This is a genomic window from Aquiflexum balticum DSM 16537 (genome assembly GCF_900176595.1).
GTDB lineage: Bacteria > Bacteroidota > Bacteroidia > Cytophagales > Cyclobacteriaceae > Aquiflexum > Aquiflexum balticum.
Genome location: NZ_LT838813.1, coordinates 1,699,510 through 1,722,795, shown reverse-complemented (window position 1 = coordinate 1,722,795; position 23,286 = coordinate 1,699,510). Strand labels below are relative to the sequence as shown.

At 39.6% G+C, this 23,286-nt stretch carries 19 protein-coding genes; 14 read left to right on the top strand and 5 right to left on the bottom strand.

What is annotated here, in order from left to right:
* Window positions 1-5: 5 nt before the first annotated feature.
* Window positions 6-2,099 carry an ATP-dependent DNA helicase RecG gene (recG, locus tag B9A52_RS07385; RefSeq protein WP_084119697.1) on the top strand — a complete coding sequence of 698 codons (2,094 nt, stop codon included), beginning with the start codon at window positions 6-8 and terminating at the stop codon, window positions 2,097-2,099.
* Window positions 2,100-2,193: 94 nt separating this feature from the next.
* Here the strand turns inward: recG and B9A52_RS07380 are convergent, their stop codons facing one another.
* Complete coding sequence (locus tag B9A52_RS07380) at window positions 2,194-3,297, bottom strand: Gfo/Idh/MocA family protein (RefSeq protein ID WP_084119696.1); 1,104 nt, start codon at window positions 3,295-3,297, stop codon at window positions 2,194-2,196.
* 130 nt (window positions 3,298-3,427) lie between these two features.
* Between B9A52_RS07380 and B9A52_RS07375 the strand changes: the two genes are divergently transcribed.
* The 3 genes from B9A52_RS07375 (at window position 3,428) to B9A52_RS07365 (ending at window position 6,802) form a co-directional block, all read left to right on the top strand.
* Window positions 3,428-3,883, top strand: a complete 456-nt coding sequence (locus B9A52_RS07375) for a GlcG/HbpS family heme-binding protein (RefSeq protein ID WP_084119695.1) — start codon at window positions 3,428-3,430, stop codon at window positions 3,881-3,883.
* A gap of 255 nt (window positions 3,884-4,138) precedes the next feature.
* A complete protein-coding gene (locus tag B9A52_RS07370) occupies window positions 4,139-5,035 on the top strand; it encodes a sterol desaturase family protein (protein WP_084119694.1) in 897 nt (298 codons plus the stop codon).
* 45 nt (window positions 5,036-5,080) lie between these two features.
* Window positions 5,081-6,802 (top strand): cellulase family glycosylhydrolase, encoded by a 1,722-nt coding sequence (locus tag B9A52_RS07365; protein ID WP_084119693.1) that lies wholly within the window; start codon window positions 5,081-5,083, stop codon window positions 6,800-6,802.
* A gap of 73 nt (window positions 6,803-6,875) precedes the next feature.
* On the opposite strand, the gene B9A52_RS07360 is transcribed toward B9A52_RS07365, so the two are convergent.
* Window positions 6,876-8,009, bottom strand: a complete 1,134-nt coding sequence (locus tag B9A52_RS07360; RefSeq protein ID WP_084119692.1) for an ATP-binding protein — start codon at window positions 8,007-8,009, stop codon at window positions 6,876-6,878.
* 218 nt (window positions 8,010-8,227) lie between these two features.
* On the opposite strand from B9A52_RS07360, the gene B9A52_RS07355 reads away from it, so the two are divergent.
* The 5 genes from B9A52_RS07355 (at window position 8,228) to B9A52_RS07335 (ending at window position 16,321) form a co-directional block, all read left to right on the top strand.
* A complete protein-coding gene (locus B9A52_RS07355) occupies window positions 8,228-11,374 on the top strand; it encodes a VPS10 domain-containing protein (RefSeq protein WP_084119691.1) in 3,147 nt (1,048 codons plus the stop codon).
* A gap of 109 nt (window positions 11,375-11,483) precedes the next feature.
* Window positions 11,484-12,080, top strand: a complete 597-nt coding sequence (locus B9A52_RS07350) for a YceI family protein (RefSeq protein WP_084119690.1) — start codon at window positions 11,484-11,486, stop codon at window positions 12,078-12,080.
* A 147-nt stretch (window positions 12,081-12,227) separates the two neighbouring features.
* The gene (recJ, locus tag B9A52_RS07345; protein WP_172805181.1) at window positions 12,228-13,952 is read left to right on the top strand and encodes a single-stranded-DNA-specific exonuclease RecJ; all 1,725 of its coding nucleotides are present in this window, start codon (window positions 12,228-12,230) and stop codon (window positions 13,950-13,952) included.
* 114 nt (window positions 13,953-14,066) lie between these two features.
* Complete coding sequence (gene lptB, locus B9A52_RS07340) at window positions 14,067-14,804, top strand: LPS export ABC transporter ATP-binding protein (RefSeq protein WP_084119689.1); 738 nt, start codon at window positions 14,067-14,069, stop codon at window positions 14,802-14,804.
* The gene (locus B9A52_RS07335) at window positions 14,804-16,321 is read left to right on the top strand and encodes a GH3 auxin-responsive promoter family protein (protein WP_084119688.1); all 1,518 of its coding nucleotides are present in this window, start codon (window positions 14,804-14,806) and stop codon (window positions 16,319-16,321) included. The genes lptB and B9A52_RS07335 overlap by 1 nt, the downstream gene beginning before the upstream one ends.
* 19 nt (window positions 16,322-16,340) lie before the next feature.
* On the opposite strand, the gene mtgA is transcribed toward B9A52_RS07335, so the two are convergent.
* Together mtgA and B9A52_RS07325 are read right to left on the bottom strand one after the other, a co-directional pair.
* Window positions 16,341-17,036, bottom strand: a complete 696-nt coding sequence (gene mtgA, locus B9A52_RS07330; RefSeq protein WP_084119687.1) for a monofunctional biosynthetic peptidoglycan transglycosylase — start codon at window positions 17,034-17,036, stop codon at window positions 16,341-16,343.
* A 6-nt stretch (window positions 17,037-17,042) separates the two neighbouring features.
* Window positions 17,043-17,858: a methyltransferase gene (locus B9A52_RS07325; protein WP_084119686.1), complete on the bottom strand. Its 816-nt coding sequence runs from the start codon at window positions 17,856-17,858 to the stop codon at window positions 17,043-17,045.
* A gap of 78 nt (window positions 17,859-17,936) precedes the next feature.
* Between B9A52_RS07325 and B9A52_RS07320 the strand changes: the two genes are divergently transcribed.
* Window positions 17,937-18,404: a MaoC family dehydratase gene (locus B9A52_RS07320; protein WP_084119685.1), complete on the top strand. Its 468-nt coding sequence runs from the start codon at window positions 17,937-17,939 to the stop codon at window positions 18,402-18,404.
* Window positions 18,405-18,554: 150 nt separating this feature from the next.
* Window positions 18,555-19,682, top strand: a complete 1,128-nt coding sequence (locus B9A52_RS07315; protein WP_084119684.1) for a fatty acid desaturase family protein — start codon at window positions 18,555-18,557, stop codon at window positions 19,680-19,682.
* 7 nt (window positions 19,683-19,689) lie between these two features.
* Here the strand turns inward: B9A52_RS07315 and B9A52_RS07310 are convergent, their stop codons facing one another.
* Window positions 19,690-20,823: an amidohydrolase gene (locus tag B9A52_RS07310; RefSeq protein WP_084119683.1), complete on the bottom strand. Its 1,134-nt coding sequence runs from the start codon at window positions 20,821-20,823 to the stop codon at window positions 19,690-19,692.
* A gap of 235 nt (window positions 20,824-21,058) precedes the next feature.
* On the opposite strand from B9A52_RS07310, the gene B9A52_RS25850 reads away from it, so the two are divergent.
* From B9A52_RS25850 to B9A52_RS07300, 3 genes are all read left to right on the top strand, one after another.
* The gene (locus B9A52_RS25850; RefSeq protein WP_172805180.1) at window positions 21,059-21,235 is read left to right on the top strand and encodes a hypothetical protein; all 177 of its coding nucleotides are present in this window, start codon (window positions 21,059-21,061) and stop codon (window positions 21,233-21,235) included.
* Window positions 21,236-21,343: 108 nt separating this feature from the next.
* Window positions 21,344-21,940 (top strand): pseudouridine synthase, encoded by a 597-nt coding sequence (locus tag B9A52_RS07305; protein WP_084119682.1) that lies wholly within the window; start codon window positions 21,344-21,346, stop codon window positions 21,938-21,940.
* Window positions 21,941-22,299: 359 nt separating this feature from the next.
* Window positions 22,300-23,271 carry an AAA family ATPase gene (locus B9A52_RS07300; protein WP_084119681.1) on the top strand — a complete coding sequence of 324 codons (972 nt, stop codon included), beginning with the start codon at window positions 22,300-22,302 and terminating at the stop codon, window positions 23,269-23,271.
* The last annotated feature ends 15 nt before the right edge of the window (window positions 23,272-23,286 follow it).

Below are 23,286 nucleotides of genomic sequence, written 5' to 3'. Positions count from 1 at the left end.
ATCTATTGTCCTCTTTTTTCGATACCAAAATAGAATACCTCCGCGGCATGGGTCCGCAGAAAGCTGCTTTGTTCAATAAGGAGCTGAATATTTTTACTTATGGGGAATTGCTGCAATACTATCCTTTCCGATACGAAGACCGAACCAAGTTTTACAAAATCATCGAGCTGAATGAGGATCTTGAAAATGTCCAGGTCATTGCCAAGATCCGAAAGGTAGAAACCATAGGCGATGCCAGAAGAAAGCGGTTAATAGCCTACATTTATGATGAAACCGGGGAAATGGAACTCACTTGGTTCAAAGGAATCCAATGGGTTGTCAAAAAACTGTTGATCGGACCGGCCTTCGTATTTTATGGCAAGCCCAACAAATATGGCCGGAAATTCAGTATTGCACACCCTGAAATGGAACCGCTTTCTCAGGTGCAGGAAGAAAAGAGTTTCTTTCAACCGGTCTACTCCACCACAGAAAAACTGAGGGCAAAATACTTGGATTCCAAAGGGATTTCAAGGATAATGGAGGGTCTGGTACAAGTAGCCTACCCGCAGATTCAGGAAACATTGCCAATGGAAATCATTCAACGGTTTAGCCTCATTTCAAAACAAATCGCTCTAAAACAAATCCATTTTCCTGAAAATCCGGAAATTCTTCAAAAAGCGAGGTTTAGATTGAAATTTGAAGAGTTTTTCTTTGTGCAGTTGAGGTTATTGAAACTCAAACTAACCAGAACTGAAAAGTCAAAAGGACAGATTCTCAACCAAACAGAACTACTCACAAAATTTTATAAGGAACATTTGCCATTCGAGCTGACAGAGGCACAAAAGAGAGTGGTCCGGGAAGCATTTGGGGATATGAAATCGGGTAAACAGATGAATCGCTTGATCCAAGGCGATGTGGGTAGTGGCAAGACCATGGTAGCATTTATCTGTATTCTGATTGCTGTCAGTTCCGGGGCACAGACCTGTTTGATGGCACCGACGGAGATTTTGGCCAATCAGCATCATGAAGGGTTAAAGGAGTATGCTGATCTGATGGGTTTGAGAATTGCTTTATTGACAGGATCTACCAAAAAGTCTACCCGGAAAATCATCCATGAAATGTTGCTTTCTGGAGATTTGCATATTATTATCGGAACCCATGCCCTATTGGAAGATATCGTCCAATTCAAAAATCTTGGTTTGGCGATCGTGGATGAACAGCACCGTTTCGGTGTGGCCCAAAGGGCCAAACTTTGGGCAAAAAATGAGCAATATTTTCCCCATGTCTTGGTCATGACAGCCACGCCCATTCCCAGGACCTTGGCTATGACATTGTATGGAGACCTTGATATATCAGTTATTGATGAAATGCCCAAAGGGCGAAAACCCATACAGACAGTACATCGCTATGACAAAGACAGATTAAAGGTTTTTGGTTTTATAAGAAAGCAGATTCTGGAAGGAAGGCAAGTTTATGTGGTTTATCCCTTAATTGAAGAATCCGAAACGTTAGACTTAAAAAATCTGATGGACGGCTACGAAAGTATCTGTCGGGCATTTCCCGAATTTCCGATCAGCATTGTGCATGGCAATATGAAGGCCATGGACAAGGATTTTGAAATGCAGCGCTTTGTAAAGGGAGAAACAAAAATCATGGTAGCCACAACGGTTATTGAGGTGGGTGTAAATGTACCCAATGCCTCGGTGATGATTGTTGAAAATGCAGAGCGATTTGGTCTATCACAATTGCATCAATTACGGGGTAGGGTAGGTAGAGGAGCAGATCAATCTTATTGTATATTGATGACCAAGTATGAATTATCCAAAGACAGCCGGATAAGGCTGCAAACCATGGTGAGAACCAATAATGGTTTTGAGATTGCAGATGTGGACCTCAAATTACGTGGCCCAGGAGATTTGATGGGAACACAGCAAAGTGGAGTAGCCGATCTATTGATTGCTGACCTGAGTAAAGATGCTCCTATTTTGACTATGGCAAGAGATGCAGCCCAACTGCTATTGCAGGAAGATCCGGAACTATCCCAGCCTCAAAATACCATGGTTCTGAGACAGATCAAAAACCAGAAGAAGCACGCAATCAACTGGAGCAGGATTTCCTAAGCTCTCCCACAGATTTCGTTGATTTTTGCAGAAGGCTTCTCTTTAATTTATAAATTTTTATGATCTGAGGATATTTGCGAAATCTGTGGGCCGGTTATATCTCTACCCTCTGCCCGGTTTCAGCACTTTTTAGGATAGCCTGTACTATTCTGATATCCCGCAAGCCTTCTTCGCCGGGAACAGGCATAGGTTTTCCTCCTATTATGGCCAAGGAATCCATATCCATTTGATTGGCCTGTTGCCATGGTACTTGATAGGGGAAGTTGATTTCTCCAAGGGGGCTTTTACCCTTAATTCCGGAATAAGCAGAGAATGGGGCCATTTCTATCACACCCTCTTCACAGGTAATATTTAAAAAGTTAATGTTTTCAGCAAAGGAAGTTTTGATGTTTCCTATAACTCCTCCTGGGAATTCAAGCTGAGCTTCCACGATTTCACCCAAGCCATCTTTATAAATTTCAGGTCTCTCGGTCCAGACTTTGGCCGAGTTCACAGCAATAGGCTCCATATTCGAACCTAATCTTGCCCCTTGAATGGCATAGACACCCATATCATAAATTACACCTCCGCCCATTTCTCTTTTTTGTTTCCAATGGTCAGTTCTGCCCTCCCGATATCCTGCAGCACAATCCACTTGGGTGACTTTACCCAATAAGCCCTCTTTTACTATACGCTGATATTCCAGTGTATTGGGTTCGTGTTGGCATCTGTATCCAATAGAAAGCGATACATTATTTTTTTTACATGCATCAATCATGGCCTGACATTCATCTACAGTTACAGCCATAGGTTTTTCGCACCATACATGCTTTCCGGTCTGGGCAGCTTTGATGGTATATTCCATATGCATTGAGGGAGGAAGAACAATATAGATGACATCGATATCCGGATTGTCAGCTATCTTATCCATATTCTCATAGTTGTAAATGTTTTTCTGGGGAATATTGTATGTTGATTTCCATGATTCTGCCTTAGAAGGTGTTCCGGTAACAATTCCTGCCAGATAGCAATGCTCCGTCTGCTGTAAAGCAGGAGCCAATAAATCTGTACTGTAATAACCCAACCCGACCAAAGCGACTCCAAGCTTATCTTTTTTAGGTTTGTTGCTACAGGATACCAAAGTAAGTGGGGAAAAAAGACTTATTCCCGTGCCTAGGGTTAATGTCTTTATAGTATCCCTTCTGCTGATGTTTTTCATGATTTGATGGGGTTATAGTTTTGGTCATTATTTGTGTTGGACTTTTAATTTAAGACTTTTTGAGCATTGCTTCAAAAAAATAATTAAATTAGGAATAATACTTTCCAATTAATCTAACCTACTCAGATAAATGAAAAAGCTAATTCTATCTCTTCTGATAATAATTCCATTGATATCTATCGCCCAAGCACAGGTACAACCTTATTTGAATCTGGAGGAAGCCATGAGAATTGCAGATGCCGCTGAAGAAAAAGCCCGTCAGGAAAATTGGAATGTTGTGATTGCAATATTAGATGGGGGAGGCCACTTAATATACCTAAGAAGAATGGATGGTGTGCAGATAGGTAGTGTAGAGGTCGCCCAGGCTAAAGGAAAGTCGGCAGTTTATTTCAAAAGGCCCACCAAAGTCTTTGAAGATTTGGTAAAAAGCGGTGGAACTCATATCCTCTCGTTGCCCAATGCAATACCTGTGGAAGGGGGATTACCCATTTTCAAAGATGGTGTCTGCGTCGGTGCAATAGGGATTTCAGGAGTCACTTCAGCCCAGGATGGATTGATTGCAGAAGCTGGTTTAAAAGCGCTTTGATAAACCAATTATGCAAATCCCAAAATCTATTTTGGCACTAAGGATAAGCCAAACTCCGGTTTTTAATAAAGTGGCATCTTAATTCAGAGACGTCAATATTTCTATGAATCCTTCAAAAGAAACCTGAATCATTACTTTTTTAATGAAGTAAAAAAGCTGTAAATTCGAAATTGTTTTCAATTTAAACTCTAAGCCTATAGGTGTTTGGTTTTGAATTGAGTGTTTTAAAAAAATTATTTTCAGAGTAAGGGTTTTATGGCAAAAGAAAAAATAACTTTTGAGCAAATTGTAAACTTAGACCTTCCAAATCTAATCATTATTGCTACACCAATAATGATTTTTCTGGTTGCTTTGGAATGGCTGTTTTCCTATAAGGACAAGAAAGATTATTATGATGGTAAGGATACCTTGACAGCAACCTTTATTGGACTTGTCAATGCAGGCATGAGTGCTGCTATAAAAGTGGTGACTTTTGGCATTATATTATTTTTCTATAACCTAGTCCCTTGGGCTATTCCACACACCTGGTGGTCATATATCCTTTGTTTATTTTGGTTGGATTTTTGGAGATATGTTGCCCATAGAATCGCCCATGAAAACAGGTTTTGGTGGGCCACCCATGTAACCCATCACAATTCGAAAAAATATAATTGGTCTGTATCTTTCCGACTCAGTTGGACCCAGCATATCAAAATTGTTTTCTTTATTCCAGTGGTCTTGGCCGGTTTTCATCCGGTAGTATTTTTTATCGTTCATCAATTGGCAGTATTGTACCAATTTTGGATCCACACCGAATACATTAAAAAGCTTCCCAAGCCTATTGAGTTTTTCTTTGTAACCCCATCTCATCATCGGGTTCATCATGCTACCAATGAACAATATCTAGATAAAAACTATGGGTCAACCTTTATTATCTGGGATAGGATTTTTGGGACATTTATGGAAGAAAAAGAACAACCCATTTATGGACTGACCAAGCAGGTGGATTCTTACAATCCAATCACCTTAAACTTCCATGAATGGTCTGATATTGTAAAAGACGTCAGAAAATCCAAATCCCTGAAAGAGGCTTACGCGATGATGTTTACGCGACCAAGTTTGTTGGAAGGAGTGAAAAATGAGTATAAGGAAAAAGAAAAAGTGAAAGTCTGATTTTTTTTAACTAGAAAATAAATTATACTTTGTAACTTAACTCCCATGAAATGGTTGATCTTTCTGGTTGTATTTTTGCCCCTATATACTCTAGGACAAACCGATGTTTTTGAACTGAACCAAAAACTCGGCAGGGGTATGAACATGGGAAATATGTTCGAGGCTCCGACCGAGGGAGAATGGGGCAATCCTTTCAGGAATGATTATTTTCAACAGATAAAAGAACTTGGTTTTGACCATGTGCGGATTCCGATACGGTGGGATACCCCTGCAAGAACCCAAATGACCCCGCCTTATACCATCAATCCTGTTTTTTTTGCCAGGATCAAGGAAGTTGTTGATTTAGCTATTGAACAGGACCTTTTGGTCATTATTAATATGCACCACCATGATGCGCTTTTTCAAAACCCTGCTCAGAACAGGGAAAGGTTTTTGGCTCAATGGATTCAAATAGCTGAATTTTTCAAAGATTATCCAGAGGTGCTTTTATTTGAGGTCATGAACGAGCCCCACAATCAATTGACTCCAGAATTATGGAATCAATATTTTGCTGAAGCTTTGGTTGAAATCAGGAAAACCAACCCAAATAGGGCTGTGATGATGGGTACTGCTTTGTTTGGAGGTGTAGCAGGAATATTTCAATTGGATCCTCCTGAAGATGACAATATCATTGTGACAGTCCATTTTTATAACCCTTTTACTTTTACCCATCAGGGCGCGGAATGGGTGGGAGATCAATCCCAGAATTGGTTGGGTACCGAATGGTTGGATCTACAATTTGAAAGAGAGGCTATTGAACAGGAAATAGCTCCTCTCATTTCATTTTCCTCAGAAAGGAACATCCCTATCAACATGGGAGAATTTGGCGCTTACAGTCGGGCTGATATGGAGTCGCGGGTAAGGTGGACCACTTTCGTCGCCAGGTATTTGGAATCAATAGGATTCAGTTGGGCTTATTGGGAATGGAGTGCTGGATTTGGGATTTTTAACCCCCAAAACAACCAATACATTCAACCCTTGGTGGATGCGCTACTTCACAATGAAATGCCTGAACCCAGAGAGGCACATTTGGTCACGATTTACGAAAGCAATTTTGAAAATTCCAATGACAGCTGGAATATTTTTACCCAACAGAATGGGCAGGCGGGCCTTTCAAGAAGTCAGGGAATCCTACAGGCTGCTGTTTCCCGTTTAGGCACTGAAAATTGGCATGTGCAATTGGTCAGGAGCAATCTCTCATTGGAGAACGGCAAAATGTATAGGTTCTCGTTTGAAGCAAAGTCGGAACCCAATATTTCTCTTGTTTCTTATATCGGTAAGGCTTCCTCGCCTTTTAACAGTTACAGTGGTTTTCAGACTACCCGACTGACCGATGAATATCTTGAATATTCCACTGTATTTAAGATGAGCGATCCTTCAGATCCCAATGCCAGAATAGTTTTTGACATGGGCATCGAATTGGGAAACACCTTTTTTAGAAAAGTGAAAGTTCAGGAATTGGATTTAGTAATTTTATCAGTCAGAGAAGAAAATCCGGTGAAACCCAAAATCTATCCCAATCCTGTAAATGATCTGTTGACAATTGATCTTTTGAATCCGGGAGCTCAGATTGAGTTATATAATACTATGGGTCAGAAAATCGATTCTTTCTTGATAAATGGGAACCATCAAAAAGTTGAAATGGGGCAACTGCCTTCAGGGGTTTATATACTTAGAATAAAAAGCAGCAATCAGGTTTGGGAACATTTTAGAGTGGTTAAAGACTAAATTGTTATCTAAGATTTATTAAAATAAAACCTACATCATAATATTTTATATGAATTTTAAAACTGTATGCCTTTTAACTAATCCAATCCAGGTAATTTCCCTTTTCAATCAATTCCCACTTTGCATTTGGGTAAGCTTTGGCAAAAGCAACAGGAACTTTTGCTTTTGATTTTCCCCATTTGCATTCAAATGACTGCATCTGTTGTTGGCTATCTATTTCCAATAAATCCAATTCCTGCCCATCATAAGTTCTCCAAAAATAATATTGTGGATAATGGTTTTGTGATGCATTGAATTTTATTCTTTCATAAATGAAATATTGCTCCCAAAGTGCCCCAAGATCATTTCTCAGGTGTATTGGGCTAAAATTATTGATGAGAGCATTTCGGATTCCATTGTCATAGAAATACCATTTCTTACTCTTGGAGACCTCTTTTCTAAGATTTTGACTATATCCTCCCAACGGAAAAATGATAAAGACCTTTGAAAGCAAATCCATATATCTTTCCACGGTCTCTTTATTGATCTGAAGGCTGTTTCCAAGTTCTACCGTACTGACTTGACTTCCGACCTGCCAAGCCAACAGTTTTAGCAACTTGATCAAAATATCAGATCCTTTTATATTAGTCAAAGCCAATAAATCTTTGAGAAGATATGAATTTACCATGGATTTGAGATACTCCTCCTTCTCATCAAGGCTGTCCATCTGTGTCAATTCAGGATAACTACCATAAATCAACCTTTCGGAAAGTTTGTTGACAGTTTCCAAAAGATTTTCGGATTTGCCAAATTCGGTTTGTGCTAAGGGGAATAGTTGATATTCTTTTTGCCTGCCGACCAAAGGTTCCCCTGCATCATTGACCAAATCCAGACTACTGCTACCGGTGGCAATAATAGTGATACCTTTCACATTGTCTATCATTAGCTTTAGGATTTTCCCAATATTAGGAACTGCTTGCGCTTCATCTATGATTACCAGTTTCTTTTCACCAATGAGTTGGCGATAATTTGCCACAGTACGTAACTGAAGTAATTCAGCCACTTGAATATCCTCACCCAATAAAATTAATGACTCCTCTAGGTGGTTTTGATGTATATTTCCGATTATAGTAGTTTTTCCTGTTCTTCTACTGCCATACAACATCAGCACTTTTTGCTTACCGATTTGGGATTCCAATCTGTCTTGAAGATATCGTTTAAATTCCATTTTGTGTTAATTAGGCTGGTTGACCAGCGCAATTTATATAAATTAGGCGGTTTAACCAGCGCAATTTATATGAATTAGGCGGTTTTGTCGAATTTGAAAGAAATTTCAAAAGAGAAAGCAGCGCTATCCAAAAAAATTATCCTCCGATTCAAACAACTCTATTATTCTTTCTGAACTTTTTTCACCAAATTCAAAACACCAATTAACCAACCTTTACAATGAAAAAACTGATTTTATTTGGCATGATTCTGTTCATGTCTTATCCTTCCTTTTCCCAAAGGGGGAAATCCGCTGCCATTCCTACCCCGACATTTGATGCGGAACTATATCATGGACTCGAATGGCGGAATATTGGGCCATTCCGTGGAGGCAGATCAGGTGCTGTTTCCGGTATACCAAACAATGACCTGTCATTTTTGGTAGGTTATACAGGGGGCGGTCTTTGGAAAACTGACAATGCCGGAATCTCATGGCACAACATTTCAGATGGCTTTTTCAAAACCGGATCTGTTGGAGCAATTGCAGTCAGTGAATCTGACCCAAATGTGATTTATGTAGGCATGGGAGAACATGCCATCCGTGGCGTGATGACCTCTTACGGAGATGGTGTATACAAATCAACTGATGGAGGCAAGACCTGGAAAAACATGGGTCTGGAAATGACAAGGCATATTTCAGATGTTATTGTCCATCCCAGTAATCCTGATATTGTATTTGTAGCTGCCCAAGGTGCAGCCCATGGGCCCAATGAAGAAAGGGGGATCTATAAAAGTACAGACGGAGGCAATACCTGGAATAAAGTATTGTATGTTGATCAAAACACCGGAGCTTCATCATTGAGTATGGATTTTAATAATCCCAGAATTCTATATGCGGCTACTTGGGAATACCGCAGGTTACCTTGGCAGGTACAAAGCGGTGGTGCAGGTTGTGGCATTTGGAAATCTGTGGATGGCGGAGATACTTGGACAAAAATCAACAGTGGCCTTCCTGAGGAAATGGGGAAAATCGGTGTAAGTGTATCCAGGGCAAATTCAGAAAGAGTATATGCCATTGTGGAAGCTGAAAAATCGGTTGCCGGTGTGTATCGCTCAGACAATGGCGGGGAGACATGGGCACATATGACCAACAATCAATTGTTGACTTCAAGGTCTTGGTATTATATGGAAGTAGAAGCTGATCCAGTAAATGCCGATGTAGTTTATGTGATGAATGCACCTCTGACAAAATCAATAGATGGTGGCAAAAATTTTTCAGCAGTACCGGTCCGACATGGTGATACCCATGATCTTTGGATCAATCCCAAAAACCCATCAAATATGATTCTGGGAGATGATGGCGGTGCTGAAATCACTTTTGATGGGGCTAAAAGTTGGTCTACACAAGACAACCAGCCTTCTGCCCAATTTTATAGGGTAAATGTGGATGAAGGCTTTCCTTACAAGATTTATGCAGGACAGCAGGACAATACTTCATTGGTTATTGCCAGCAGGAACAACAACATTGGACTGACGGATAAAGATTGGTTTATCGGTCCCGGTTGTGAATCTGCTTTTATTGCCTTTGATCCCAAAAATCCTGTTCTACTCTATGGCGGCTGTTATCAGGGAATTATTGATGTTCTCAATACCCAAGATGGTCACAGCAAAGATATCCGGCAATATCCTGCCAATATCCTTGCTTATAATGCCAAGGATATGAAATACCGCTTCAATTGGAATGCTCCTATTATCGCTTCTCCCCATGATTATAATACCATTTATCATGGTGGAAATATCCTCTTCAAAACAACTGATGGAGGCTTATCTTGGGAGGAAATCAGTCCTGACCTGACCAGAAATGAGGAATCAAAACAAGGTCCGGGCGGAGCACCTATCACCAATGAGGGTGCCGGTGGCGAGAACTACAACACCTTAAGCTATGTCATTGAATCCATTCATGAAAAAGGAGTGATCTATACCGGAAGTGATTGTGGTCTTGTTCATATCACCAAGGATGGCGGGAAAACCTGGGAAAACATCACCCCTGCAGGACTTCCTGAAAGCCTTATCCAATCCATTGAAATTTCTTCACATGAGAAAGGAACTGCTTTTATCGCAGCCACCCGATACAAATTCAACGATTTTTCCAATATGTCATACAAAACCACTGACTATGGAAAAACATGGTCAAAAATTGATGCCGGAGTGGACAAAGACGATTTTATCAAGGTCATCAGAGAAGACCGAAAAGTAAAAGATCTTTTATATGGAGGAGCTGAAAGGGGATTTTATGTTTCTTTTAATGGTGGCACCAATTGGCAAAAACTCCAGTTGAATCTCCCCGTTGTTCCCATTACTGACATTGCCTTTGCGGACAATGATATGGTTGTTTCTACCGCAGGAAGAGCGTTTTGGATTTTGGATGACTTAAGTGCATTGCAACAGTCCAAGGGGAATTTTTCCGGCTTGAAAATATTTACACCAAAGCCAACCTACAAATATGAAGGATTCATTCCCTCATGGGTGGACCTCCCTCCCGGTATCGGCGAGAATCCGGCTACAGGTGTGATATTGGATTACTACTTGCCTGAAGAAGTGGATTCGCTTGAAGTTACTTTAGAAATTCTGGACAAGTCAGGAAAGGTTATCCGATCCTATTCCTCGATTAAGGATGAGAATTTCAAACCTTTTTCGGGTGGCCCATCTCCTGCACAAGTAATCCCATCCAAAAAAGGGTTGAACAGATTTGCATGGAATTTCAGAGGGGAAACATTATTGCCCATTCCCAATGCCTTTGTTTACGGTGATTATAGTGGACACCGTGTTGCCCCGGGTAAGTACAAAGCAAGGTTGAGTTACAAAGACACTGTTTCAGAAACTGAAATAGAGGTTGTTCAAGATCCAAATCTCAAAAATATCAGCCCACAGGATTGGGCTTCGCAACAGGCATTGCTGGAAAAAGTTGCTGTATCCCTGACTGATATCCATCAATCAGTCAATGATATGCGCAAAGTGAAAAGTCAGATTGAACACCATAATTCTTTACTGAAGGAAAAAGAAGATGCAAAAGAACTTTACCAAGCCGGTCAGGATCTGATCCAGAAGTTGGTTGACTGGGAAGCAAAATTGGTGGAAACACGCCAAGGCAATTTCCAGGATGTCATCAATTTCCCAAGCCAGCTAAATGCCCAATACTTTGATCTTAAGGGCACTGTGGATGTGCATGACCCACGGTTGACCGCAGGTTCAAAGCAAAGGTTGGCTGATTTGGATAAAGAATGGGCGGGATATAAATCCGATTTGAAAGTGCTGATAGAAAATGACATCAAACAATACAATGAAAAATTTAAGGCGCAAAACCTGCCTGGGGTAATCATAAATTGAAATCTTAAATAAAAATCAGAAAGTTGGATTAAACTTTTTGTTAATAAATGAGTCTATAAGAGAGGTTTTCAAAACCTCTCTTTTACATTTACTCCAAACCAAATCAACAATGAAACTAATTACAATTATTTCCTTTATCTCACTGATATTTTCATCAGTATTAATTGATTCAAAAAAAGAACTTGGCGCTGTTGTCAACAAATCCGAAAGCACTGTAACCTGGAATGCAAAAAAAGTCTCAGGTGAACACTATGGAAAAGTCCAGATTTCAGATGCCATGTTAGATTATCAGAACGGAAAAATCAAAGGCGGATCTTTTGAACTGGACATGACAACCATTACTGTAGAGGATATTACAGATGCCAATTCAAATGCAAGATTGACCAATCACTTAAAGTCTGATGATTTCTTTTCTGTGGAAAAATTCAATAAATCGTCATTTAAAATCACAGAAGCCAAAACATCTAATGGCCAAGATTATCAGATCACTGGAGACTTGAAAATCAAAGGAATTAGCAATCCGGTCACTTTCCCGGCAAAATTAGATGTACAGGGAGACCAAATCATCGCAACAGCCAGTATTGTTTTTGACCGCACCAAGTTTGACATCAAATACAGATCTGGCAATTATTTTGAAAATCTTGCTGACAAGTTGATTTATGATGATGTAAGCCTTGAGGTAAAGTTGGTTGCTTTGAATCAATAAAATCTTAAAGAAATTACCATAATCCATTTCAGGCTGTCCCTTTTCTTGGGGCAGCCTTTTTAATTTTGAAGCTACTTAAAATTAGCAAAACAAAATATTTGGCAAGTGATTGTTAATTTTGGCACCGTACTTTACTAATTTAGCCATATGGAGTATAAATGGATGATCAGAGAAAAGGCGGATTTGGAAATGGCTGAATCCTTGGCAAAAGAAATCAATGTGAATCTGACATTGGCCAATATGCTGGTAAACAGGGGGGTGGATTCATTTCAAAAAGCAAAGGATTATTTCAGACCTGACCTTGACAAACTTCATGACCCATTTTTGATGAAGGATATGGACAAGGCGGTCGAAAGATTGTCAGAAGCCATTAGAAAAGAAGAGAAAATTCTGATATACGGTGATTACGATGTGGATGGTACCACATCAGTAGCATTGGCATATGGTTATTTCAAGGAGTTTTATCCCTATGTGGAATTTTATATTCCTGATAGGTATAAAGAGGGCTATGGTATTTCTGAAAGGGGAGTGAGATATGCTGCTGAAAACAATTTCCAACTCATTGTCTCTTTGGATTGCGGCATAAAAGCAATTGAAAAAGTGACTTTGGCGAAAGAATTGGGAGTGGATTTTATTATTTGTGACCACCATACTCCAGGAGAGCAGCTACCACCTGCAGTTGCCATTCTCGATCCAAAAAGAAAAGATTGTCTTTATCCTTACAAAGAACTGAGTGGATGTGGGGTTGGTTTTAAATTGATTCAGGCTTTTTCTGTTTTTCAGGGAAAAGATCCTGCCAAAGTCATGGTTTATCTGGATCTGCTTGCCATCAGCATAGCTGCTGATATTGTACCGATCACAGGAGAAAACAGGGTATTGACATTTTATGGACTGGAAAGAATCAACAATAATCCAAGACCTGGAATCAAAGCCTTGATACTTAGAAGTCAAATCGAAAAGGATATAGAAATCTCGGATATCGTATTTAAAATCGGCCCCAGAATCAACGCCTCGGGTAGATTGGAACATGCCAAAGCCTCAGTAGAATTATTGATTTCCAAAGAATTGGAAGATGCACTGGCGCGGGCAGAAATTGTAGATACAGTCAATGCCGCCAGGAAAAACTTTGATGAGAACATCACCAAAGAAGCTTTGACAATGATACAGAGCATGGAAGAAGTCAAGCAGATGAAAACTACCGTTCTCTTCAAAGAGGATTGGCATAAAGGAGTCATTGGAATTGTTGCTTCAAGGTGTATTGAAAAATATTATAGGCCAACTATCATTCTCACTGAATCCAATAGCAAAGCAACCGGAAGTGCAAGGTCAGTTTTTGATTTTGATATCTATGAGGCAATCTCAGAATGCAGTGACCTCTTGGAGCAATTTGGAGGTCATAAATATGCTGCGGGTCTCACCATGGCTGTCGCCAATGTACCGGCATTCCAATCCAGATTTGAGGAAGTGGTCAGTTCCAGGATAACAGATATCCACATGAAACCTGTCCTTGAAATCGATGATGAAATATTACTGGATCAGATCAACTATAAGTTTTACAATATATTAAAGCAAATGGCACCTTTTGGCCCGGGAAATCCGGAACCCATTTTCTGTGTCAATCAGGTCTATGCAGAAAATGTCCGGATACTCAAAGACAAGCATCTGAGATTCAACGTCGTGCAGGATGGTCAGGAAACGAAACCTGTTTGTATCGCTTTTGGAATGGCCGACAAGAACATCTATCCGGATGAAATCATTTACAAGATGCTCAACCGAAAAATGCGATTTGATTTGGCTTTTGAGATCAGAGAGAATACTTTTAGGAACAACAGCAGCCTGCAGCTTTACGTGAAAGACATAAAATTTGATTGATTATGAAATCGAGCCTGCCTGAGGCAGACAAGCATGACGCAAGTGACAGACATATAATAGAACGATTATCATTCCCAGATTCCAAATGGCAATTGAAAAACGAATTATAAAAACATGAAATTAAGGGCAGATAACCTTATCAAGATTTACAAAGGCCGAAAGGTTGTAAATAATATTTCCGTTGAGGTGGAACAGGGAGAGATCGTAGGTCTTTTAGGACCAAATGGCGCAGGTAAAACCACCTCGTTTTATATGATTGTAGGCCTTATTCAACCCAACGAAGGTCAGATTTTTTTGGAGGATCAGAATATCACCAAACTACCCATGTACAGAAGGGCCAAATTAGGAATCGGTTATTTGGCCCAAGAAGCATCTGTATTCAGGAAACTCTCAGTTGAGGAGAATATCCTTGCAGTTCTGGAAATGACCAAACTTACCAAAGCCGAAAGAAAGGAAAAAACAGAAAGCCTACTTGAAGAATTCAGTTTGACGCATGTGCGAAAAAATCTGGGAATGGTATTGTCCGGTGGGGAAAGAAGGAGAACTGAAATTGCCCGGGCATTGGCAGTAGATCCAAAATTCGTGCTTCTGGATGAACCGTTTGCAGGGGTAGACCCGATTGCGGTAGAAGAAATCCAAGGGATTGTAGCCAAACTCAAAACCAAAAACATTGGAATTCTCATCACAGACCACAATGTCAACGAGACTTTGTCCATTACTGACAGGGCATACCTGATGTTTGAAGGGAAATTACTGAAAGCAGGAACCGCAGAAGAATTGGCAGCAGATGAACAGGTCAGAAGAGTATATCTTGGACAACATTTTGAACTTAAACGAAAGGTATTTAACTGATGGAAGTTGTAAACTCCTTTATGACCTGGATATTCAAAAGCCGTATAGGTCAGATACAGAATTTCATGAAATACCCGATTGAGTCTCAAAACCAGATTTTTGACGAACTTATCACAACAGCAAAAAAAACCGAATTCGGGAAGAAATATAAGTTTGGGACTATCCAATCTTATCAGGATTTTGCTGAAAAGGTCCCCGTGCATGACTATGAACAAATGAAGCCCTATATCGAAAAAACGATGAAAGGAACACAAAATGTCATTTGGCCGACGGATATAGAATGGTTTTCAAAGTCTTCTGGAACCACAGGTAGCAGAAGTAAATATATACCTGTATCCCAGGAATCTCTCGAAGAATGCCATTTCAAAGGGGGCAAAGACATGCTTTCCTTATATGTAAACAACTATCCTGAAAGTAAGCTATTTACGGGTAAAGGTCTCACGATAGGGGGAAGTCTGGCAAAAAACCCACTGAATGATGAGAGTGATATACAGGTAGGAGATATATCTGCAGTGATTACCCATAATCTGCCTTTATGGGTACAGTTTGCCAGGACGCCAAGTCTGGAAATAGCGCTGATGAGTGAATGGGAATCCAAAATTGAAAAAACAGCTTTGGAAGTCATGGATGAAAATGTGACAAGCATCTCCGGTGTGCCCACTTGGACCATTGTTTTGCTCCAAAGGATCATGGAACTCAAAGGAGCAAGCAATATTTTAGAAGTTTGGCCAAACCTTGAAGTTTTTTTTCATGGGGCAGTGGCTTTTGGCCCTTACAGGAATTTATTCAGGGAATTGATCCCTTCAGCCAAAATGAGGTATGTGGAAACCTATAATGCTTCTGAAGGTTTTTTTGGAATCCAGGATCAAAGGGAGTCCGATGAATTATTGTTGATGCTGGATTATGGGATTTTTTATGAATTCATTCCTTTGGAAGAATGGGAAAAAGAAAAACCAAAAGTCATTTCTTTATCAGAAGTAGAAATCGGGAAAAATTATGCCATTTTGATCTCAACCAACGGAGGACTTTGGAGATACAAAATCGGGGATACTGTCAAATTCACCAATACTAACCCTTACAGGTTCAAGATTTCAGGAAGAACCAAGCATTTTATCAATGCATTTGGTGAGGAAGTGATAGTGGAAAATGCAGAGAAAGCAGTTCAATCAGCTTCAGAATCGACGGATGCCCTCATTACAAATTTTACAGCTGCTCCAGTATATTTTGGCGATTCCAAAAGCAAGGGAGCACATGAGTGGATTATTGAATTTAAAAAAATGCCATCTGATCGTGAAAAATTCAGTCAAATTCTGGACAGTACGCTGAGAGAAATCAATTCAGACTACGACGCCAAGAGGTACAAAGACCTGGCCCTCACAGCACCCAAAATCCATTTTGTGGAAGTAGGGGTTTTTGAAAAATGGCTAAGGGGAAAGGGGAAACTCGGTGGACAAAACAAAGTGCCCAGGCTTTCTAATACAAGAGAGTATTTGGAAGAGGTACTGAAGTTAATCTGATGGAAAAATAAAATTGATATCAAATCCCTATTTCCACCTGTTCCAAATTATTCATTTGTCTCAATATCCATGCCTGCCGACCTGAAATGTAAGCGGTCGGTCTGGCGGGGGACCATCTTCTTGGATTGGGCAGGACTGCAGCTATCAGGGCTGCCTCTCGTTTAGAAAGCTTTGCAGCGGGCTTATTGAAATAAGTTTGGGCAGCAGCTTCAATCCCGTAAATGCCCTCCCCCATTTCTATGACATTGAGATAGACCTCCATAATCCGCTCTTTACTCCAAATCAGCTCCATTAAAAAAGTAAAATATGCCTCTAATCCCTTTCTGATCAAATTCCTCGCGGGACTCAGAAATACGTTTTTAGCAGTTTGCTGTGAAATGGTGCTCCCTCCCTTGACTCTTTTTCCTTTTTGGTTGTTTTCCCATGCGGTCTTCATTGCTGCCAAGTCAAAACCATTGTGATCCAAAAACTTTTGATCCTCGGCAGCGATTACTGCCTGAGGGACATTTTTTGAAATTTTGGAAATCGAAACCCAATCCTTGTATAGGCGCATTTCTTTTTTTTCGTCAAAAGCCTGTTCCCAAAGCCTGATTACCATCAAAGGCGTAATAGGTACAGGCAAAAACCTATAAAGGACTGTAAAGCCAATGCTCAAAATGAAGAACCAAAGTATGATTTTGAAAACAAGCCTAAATAGAAATCTAAACACTTTCATAGTATCTTAAGCAAAGGCTGTGGCCTGTATAAATCTATAATAAAAAACAGCGTGTGGCATTTCCCTTAAGTCGTCCATAGCCTGTTGCATTTCTTTAATTTGTTTTTCGGTAATCAGTCCTTCTTCCAATAAGGAAGGCGCTCCGCTGCTCATCAGGTTTTTCCAGTAATTAAAAACCACGCTCTTTTCTTCCGGTTGCCTGCTGTCCAAATGAAAGCCACCGGATCTTAAGTCAATATGGTGATAGCCTGCTTCTTCCAAGAGATCTCCCAATCTAACCCCAACCTGTGGATCACCGCCTATCTGAACCTGATATTCGTTGTATATTTTCCAATAGTCCATTACTTCATTTTTCACAGGATAAGTATAGAAGGTACTGTTGAATACTTCTGTAATGGACACTTTGGCATTAGGTTTTAAAAATGGCTTCATACTCACCAAAACTTTGACAGGATCAGAAATATGTTCTAAAACCCAACAGATAAATGCCGCATCATACTGCTTCTCCAAATGAAGTTTTTTGGCATCTTGCTGCACAAATGTCACTTTTCTTTCATCATATCCTAACTTGGACATGTTTTCCAGGGCTTTTTTTACTTGCCGGGATTCGTATTCAACACCTGTGATATGGAGATGTGGAAATCTCCTCAGAAGGATTTCGGTCTGAGCACCTACCCCACTCCCTATTTCCAGTAATTCATTGACTTCTGAAAAATCAATATAGTCGTAGATGGGCCTTTCTATCACCAAAGCCTGTTCCCGTAGTCTTTCCTGCTCTTGTTCAAGATAACCATGAATATATTTAGGTGAACTATTGTCCATATGTGTTTATTTAAAAAACAAAATAAGGTGATTTTATCAGATTTCTTTACCTTTAATTTTTAAAAACCACCAAATATCATGAGTCATATCACTATTGAAAGCTTCGAGGATTTTGAACAATATATAGGTAAAGAATTGGGCGTTTCCGAATATCATCCAATCACCCAAGATCAGATCAATAAATTTGCTGATGCTACCATTGACCATCAATGGATCCATACCGATCCCGAAAGGGCAAAAAATGAGGGGGCCTTTGGAGATACCATTGCCCATGGTTATCTGACACTTTCTTTGGTCCCCTATCTTTGGGATCAGATCATCCATGTCAAAAACCTCAAAATGATGGTCAACTATGGCATTGAAAACCTTCGTTTTGCACAAGCGGTTTTGGTTGATAATGAAGTAAGGCTTAGTGCCAATCTGAAAAACGTTGTCAATCTTAGAGGAACCGTTAAAGCGGAGGTAAATGTCAAATTGGAAATCAAGGACCAAAAAAAACCGGCTTTTACAGGAGTTTTGGTCTTTCTCTATCATTTTGAAGCTTGATTATTACAAGATTTACATATTAATTATGAATTGAAAACTAATTTCACCACTTTTATAGCATGACTGAAAACACTGAAAATAATCACCCCAAGTAGATTTTTTTAAGCTGATCACGATAATAAATTTCTTACCATTTCAAAAATAATACCTATGAACCAATCCCTCAGATTTAATGACAAGGGGAATTCGCAGTTTTTTGTAACCATAAAAAACAGAGTTAACACATATTTCAATGAAAATAATATTTCCAAAAATGCGAATGCAGCAATGGTTTGGAAAACAGTTCTATATCTTGGTTCCTGGATAGGTTTATATTTTGTGATTTTATTGGAGTTTTTCCCCACTTATGTCAATTTCTTCCTGGCAATTATGTTGGGGATGAATATGGCATTTATAGGTTTCAATGTTTGCCATGATGCATTACATGGTTCTTATTCCAAACATGCTTGGGTAAACAAGGCTCTTGGATTTATTTTCCATTTTATTGGAGCAAATGTATATGTTTGGAATATTACACATAACAAGGTGCATCATACTTATACCAATATAATCGGCCACGATGGAGATTTGGATGTTGCCCCGGGAATGGTCAGGGTTTCACCTGAGGAGCCTTTGAAACCTTTCCACAGGTATCAACATATTTATTCATTCGCACTTTATTCTTTGGCTTCTCTTTCATGGTTTTTCAGAAAAGATTACGTCAAGTTTTTTCAGAAAAAAATCGGCTCCCATGTCAATAACCATCCCAAAATAGAGTATTTCAACCTATTCTTTTACAAGTTGATGTATTATGGAATCTATATAGTCATACCGATGCTAGTGATGGACATCACTTGGTGGCAATTTATGATTGGTTTCCTGGTGATGAATTTTGCAGAAGGTTTGGTACTGGGTCTTGTATTTCAATTGGCTCATTTGGTTGAAGATACAGACATGCCCCATCCGAAAGAAAATGAGAATATTGAAGAATCATGGGCAGAACATCAAATGCGGACAACTGCCAATTTTGCCAGGAAAAGTAAAATTGCTGCTTTCCTGTGTGGAGGATTGAACTTCCAGGTGGAGCATCATCTGTTTCCAAAAGTCTGTCATATTCATTATCCCGCCATTTCAGACATTGTCAAAAAGACTGCGCATGAATTTGATCTGCCTTATAATGAGAATGACACCTTTATGAGTGCATTGAAATCTCATTATCTATTCTTAAAGAATGCAGGTCGGAATGAGGAAATAGCTGAACCCATACTTACATCGAGAGAAAGAGAATTGGTAGCCTAGTCCTGCTTTATCCGTGGAGTTCCTTAGTGATTTCTTTGAACATATCCACCCCAACAGGAATGAGTTCATCAGGGAAGTCGAAGTTAGGTTCATGCAATTGAGGTTGTTTTTTTCCTGATCCCAATCCGAAAAGCAAGGTTTTTGTATGGCTTGAAAAAAGTCCGAAATCCTCTGACCATCTGAAAGGTATGCGGATGTGTTTGGTTCTGAGCTTTAGTTTTTTTGCAGCTTCATTTCCAAGATTCCAGGCATCTTCGTCATTGTGCGTGGCTGCAAAACTCTCAACGTATTCAAAAGAAACTTCAAGCCCATATTCTTTGGCAATCTTTATTACCAACTTTTCAGCATAGGAAACCAACAAATCCCTCGTTTCATTTTCATGAGCCCTGAGCGTGGCCCTTACACTAGCCTCTCCAGGTGTAGTGCCGAAAGCTATTTCACCCAATTGGGCATGAATGACGGTCACCAAACTAAATTTTTTCATGGCATCAGGAAGTCTTTCCAAAGCCACTATGGTTTTGGCCATGGCTTCCGCCGGACTATTGCCAGCTTCGGGATGTGCTGAATGCGAATTTCTACCTTTCAAATGAATGGTCATCCCGACAGATGCTGCTGCAAATGCTCCTTTTTTTAAAATAATCTGCTTGCTTTCAAAAGTGGGAAGGTTATGAAGGGCAAAAGCAAAATCCGGTTTGATGGCTTTGAACTTTGGATCTTTGATGACTGCTTCAGCTCCTGCACCTGTTTCTTCCGCCGGTTGAAACAACAATACGACTTTCCCCTTTAATGGAGGATTTTTGGAAAGATGAATGCCCAAACCGCTGATAATCGCCATATGGCCATCATGTCCACATACATGGGATTTGCCTGGTACTTTACTGATATGTTTGATGTTGTTTTCTTCTTTGATAGGCAAACCGTCCAATTCACAACGGTAGAGAGAAACCGGGCCATCCTCTTTTCCTTCAAAAACAAAAGCCAGGCCATGCCCGCCCAATTTTTGGATTACTTTGGTCGGATTGAGATCACCGAAAAAATTCAGAACCCTTTTTGCAGTTTCTTTTTCATCCCCGGAAATCTCCGGGAATTGATGTAAGGTTTTTCTGAATTCAATAAGGGATTTAAGAGTATCCTTTTCCATGATTTTTTCCTTTTTGTCAAAAATAGGTGATTAAAGATTCAATTAACTGACAAAATATATGGACAGATTGTTCCACCATTTGGAAAGTAAGATTTTAGATTTTAAAAGTAAGGTTGAAATTACAGATATTGATTCTGGTAATATTTAACATTAATTGCAATCTGTGAATCAGGAGATCTATTTTTTTCCAGAACTTTTTTATATTGTCCATCGCTAACAACTTAATCCATTTGTCATGAGTACAGAACAAAAAATTGCCATAGAGCAGGAAATCGAAAATCTAAAATCCAATCTCACAGGAGACATGTTTCAGGATATGGAAACAAGGGACCAAATCCATAATTTAGAAATGCAACTGAAAGGCGTCAAACCTATTGACAGCCATTTTGACTGCATAGGTTGTGGTAGTTAAAAAAATTTAGAACCACAAAAGCTTCATAAGTGAACATAATAATAAATCGGAAGTGAATCTTTTGTGACCTTTAGTTTCTTTTGTGGTTCAAACAAATATTTCCCTTAAATGACCAATTACAGGTATTTTGTTATTTACAAGCCTTTTGGAATTCTCAGTCAGTTTTCCGGGGACAAGGATACCTTGAAGGACATTGCAGACTTCCCCAAAGAAGTATATCCAGTAGGAAGATTGGATAAGGATTCAGAAGGTTTACTTTTATTGACTGATGACAAAGTGCTCAACCATCACCTGCTAGACCCCAAGTTTCGGCATATCAGGACATACTTGGCCCAGGTCGAAGGGATTCCTGATGCTAAAGCCATTCAATTATTGGAATCCGGAGTTGATATTACTATTGATGGTAAGATTTATCGGACCAAAAAGGCTTTTGCAAAGCATTTACAGCAACCTCCAATATTACCTGAAAGAAATCCACCCATTCGATATAGAAAGTCCGTTCCGGATTCTTGGATCGAACTCAAACTGATAGAAGGTAAAAACCGTCAGGTTCGGAAAATGACCGCAGCAGTAGGATTACCCACATTGAGATTGGTCAGGTGGTCTGTGGAATCTTTGGAAATTGAAGGCATGGATGTAGGAGAAATAAGGGAATATGAAAAAGAGGAACTGTACAGGTTATTGAATATAAAACTCAAAAAGTGATAGGGGGGCTAATCTTGAACAACACAATTTTCTCAAGGTATTTCAGATATGCAGCAAGGTAAATTTCTGTCAATTCCTACCATCCATCAATTAAGAAAAAACAGAAATTGGGATAAAGGGTATTTTGTTATAATTTAGCCCTCTTTAAAGAGACTTAAGACGTGAGATATAAGAAGTGAGATGTGAAACACAAGACGTAAGGCATTGGAATCACTCTGAATTTGAAAAATACGATTGATTAAAGAGTTTTATTTCAATTTATCTCAACGCTATTTCTATCCGCCACGGCGGACAAGCTCATATTTCAACTGTATATCAACCTTATTTCAATATTTCAAATAATAAATTAAAAATATTCCATGCATCAGGACAAGATCCAACAGGTCATCGAAGAAGTTAAAAAAGTAGTAGTAGGCCAAGACCGTATGGTCAATAGGTTGTTGATTGGGTTATTTACCAATGGCCATATTCTATTGGAAGGTGTACCAGGGTTGGCGAAGACATTGACGGTAAACACCCTGGCCAGAGTTTTACATCTTGATTTCAAAAGAATTCAGTTTACCCCCGATTTACTACCATCAGATCTCGTGGGTACGATGATTTACAATCAGCAGGAGGCAAGCTTTGAGGTCAAAAAAGGGCCCATTTTCGCCAACATCATATTGGCGGATGAGGTCAATAGGTCTCCTGCCAAAGTACAATCTGCACTCTTAGAGGCCATGCAGGAAAAGCAGGTTACTATTGGAGAAACGACTTTTCAGTTAGACAGACCTTTTTTGGTATTGGCTACCCAGAACCCTGTAGACCAAGAAGGAACCTATCCCTTGCCGGAAGCACAGGTAGATAGATTTATGATGAAGGTACATATAGATTACCCTTCCAAATCAGACGAAATGGAGGTTATGCGCCGCATGGCCAATATGTCCTTCAGCTCCGAGGTCAATGCCGTACTTTCCAAAGAGGATATTTTTGCAATCCGCCATCAGATCAATGAAGTCAAAATAGCCGAACCTTTGGAAAACTACATCATTGAATTGGTATTTGCGACCAGGTCTCCTGAAAAATACGGGATGAAGGAAGAAGCCAAATACATTCAGTTTGGGGTTTCTCCCAGAGCAAGTATCAATCTTCATTTGGCTTCAAGGGCTGTGGCCTATATGGATGGTAGGGATTATGTTTTGCCCGAAGATATCAAAGCAGTGGCTGAAGATGTACTTAATCACCGCTTGATTCTTAATTATGAAGCGGAAGCTGACAATATCAGTACAAGGGATTTGGTAAAGATATTTTTGGAAAAAATACCAATTAACAAATCCGTAACATTGAAATAGCATCTATTGGTATTT

What these genes read in the sequence shown, in the direction of transcription:
- B9A52_RS07380 (WP_084119696.1), bottom strand. Translation starts at nt 3,297, where the DNA reads ATGAAAAACATCAGCAGAAGGGATACTATAAAGACATTAACCCTAGGC.
- B9A52_RS07375 (WP_084119695.1), top strand. Translation starts at nt 3,428, where the DNA reads ATGAAAAAGCTAATTCTATCTCTTCTGATAATAATTCCATTGATATCT.
- B9A52_RS07370 (WP_084119694.1), top strand. Translation starts at nt 4,139, where the DNA reads ATGGCAAAAGAAAAAATAACTTTTGAGCAAATTGTAAACTTAGACCTT.
- B9A52_RS07365 (WP_084119693.1), top strand. Translation starts at nt 5,081, where the DNA reads ATGAAATGGTTGATCTTTCTGGTTGTATTTTTGCCCCTATATACTCTA.
- B9A52_RS07360 (WP_084119692.1), bottom strand. Translation starts at nt 8,009, where the DNA reads ATGGAATTTAAACGATATCTTCAAGACAGATTGGAATCCCAAATCGGT.
- B9A52_RS07355 (WP_084119691.1), top strand. Translation starts at nt 8,228, where the DNA reads ATGAAAAAACTGATTTTATTTGGCATGATTCTGTTCATGTCTTATCCT.
- B9A52_RS07350 (WP_084119690.1), top strand. Translation starts at nt 11,484, where the DNA reads ATGAAACTAATTACAATTATTTCCTTTATCTCACTGATATTTTCATCA.
- recJ (WP_172805181.1), top strand. Translation starts at nt 12,228, where the DNA reads ATGGAGTATAAATGGATGATCAGAGAAAAGGCGGATTTGGAAATGGCT.
- lptB (WP_084119689.1), top strand. Translation starts at nt 14,067, where the DNA reads ATGAAATTAAGGGCAGATAACCTTATCAAGATTTACAAAGGCCGAAAG.
- B9A52_RS07335 (WP_084119688.1), top strand. Translation starts at nt 14,804, where the DNA reads ATGGAAGTTGTAAACTCCTTTATGACCTGGATATTCAAAAGCCGTATA.
- mtgA (WP_084119687.1), bottom strand. Translation starts at nt 17,036, where the DNA reads ATGAAAGTGTTTAGATTTCTATTTAGGCTTGTTTTCAAAATCATACTT.
- B9A52_RS07325 (WP_084119686.1), bottom strand. Translation starts at nt 17,858, where the DNA reads ATGGACAATAGTTCACCTAAATATATTCATGGTTATCTTGAACAAGAG.
- B9A52_RS07320 (WP_084119685.1), top strand. Translation starts at nt 17,937, where the DNA reads ATGAGTCATATCACTATTGAAAGCTTCGAGGATTTTGAACAATATATA.
- B9A52_RS07315 (WP_084119684.1), top strand. Translation starts at nt 18,555, where the DNA reads ATGAACCAATCCCTCAGATTTAATGACAAGGGGAATTCGCAGTTTTTT.
- B9A52_RS07310 (WP_084119683.1), bottom strand. Translation starts at nt 20,823, where the DNA reads ATGGAAAAGGATACTCTTAAATCCCTTATTGAATTCAGAAAAACCTTA.
- B9A52_RS25850 (WP_172805180.1), top strand. Translation starts at nt 21,059, where the DNA reads ATGAGTACAGAACAAAAAATTGCCATAGAGCAGGAAATCGAAAATCTA.
- B9A52_RS07305 (WP_084119682.1), top strand. Translation starts at nt 21,344, where the DNA reads ATGACCAATTACAGGTATTTTGTTATTTACAAGCCTTTTGGAATTCTC.
- B9A52_RS07300 (WP_084119681.1), top strand. Translation starts at nt 22,300, where the DNA reads ATGCATCAGGACAAGATCCAACAGGTCATCGAAGAAGTTAAAAAAGTA.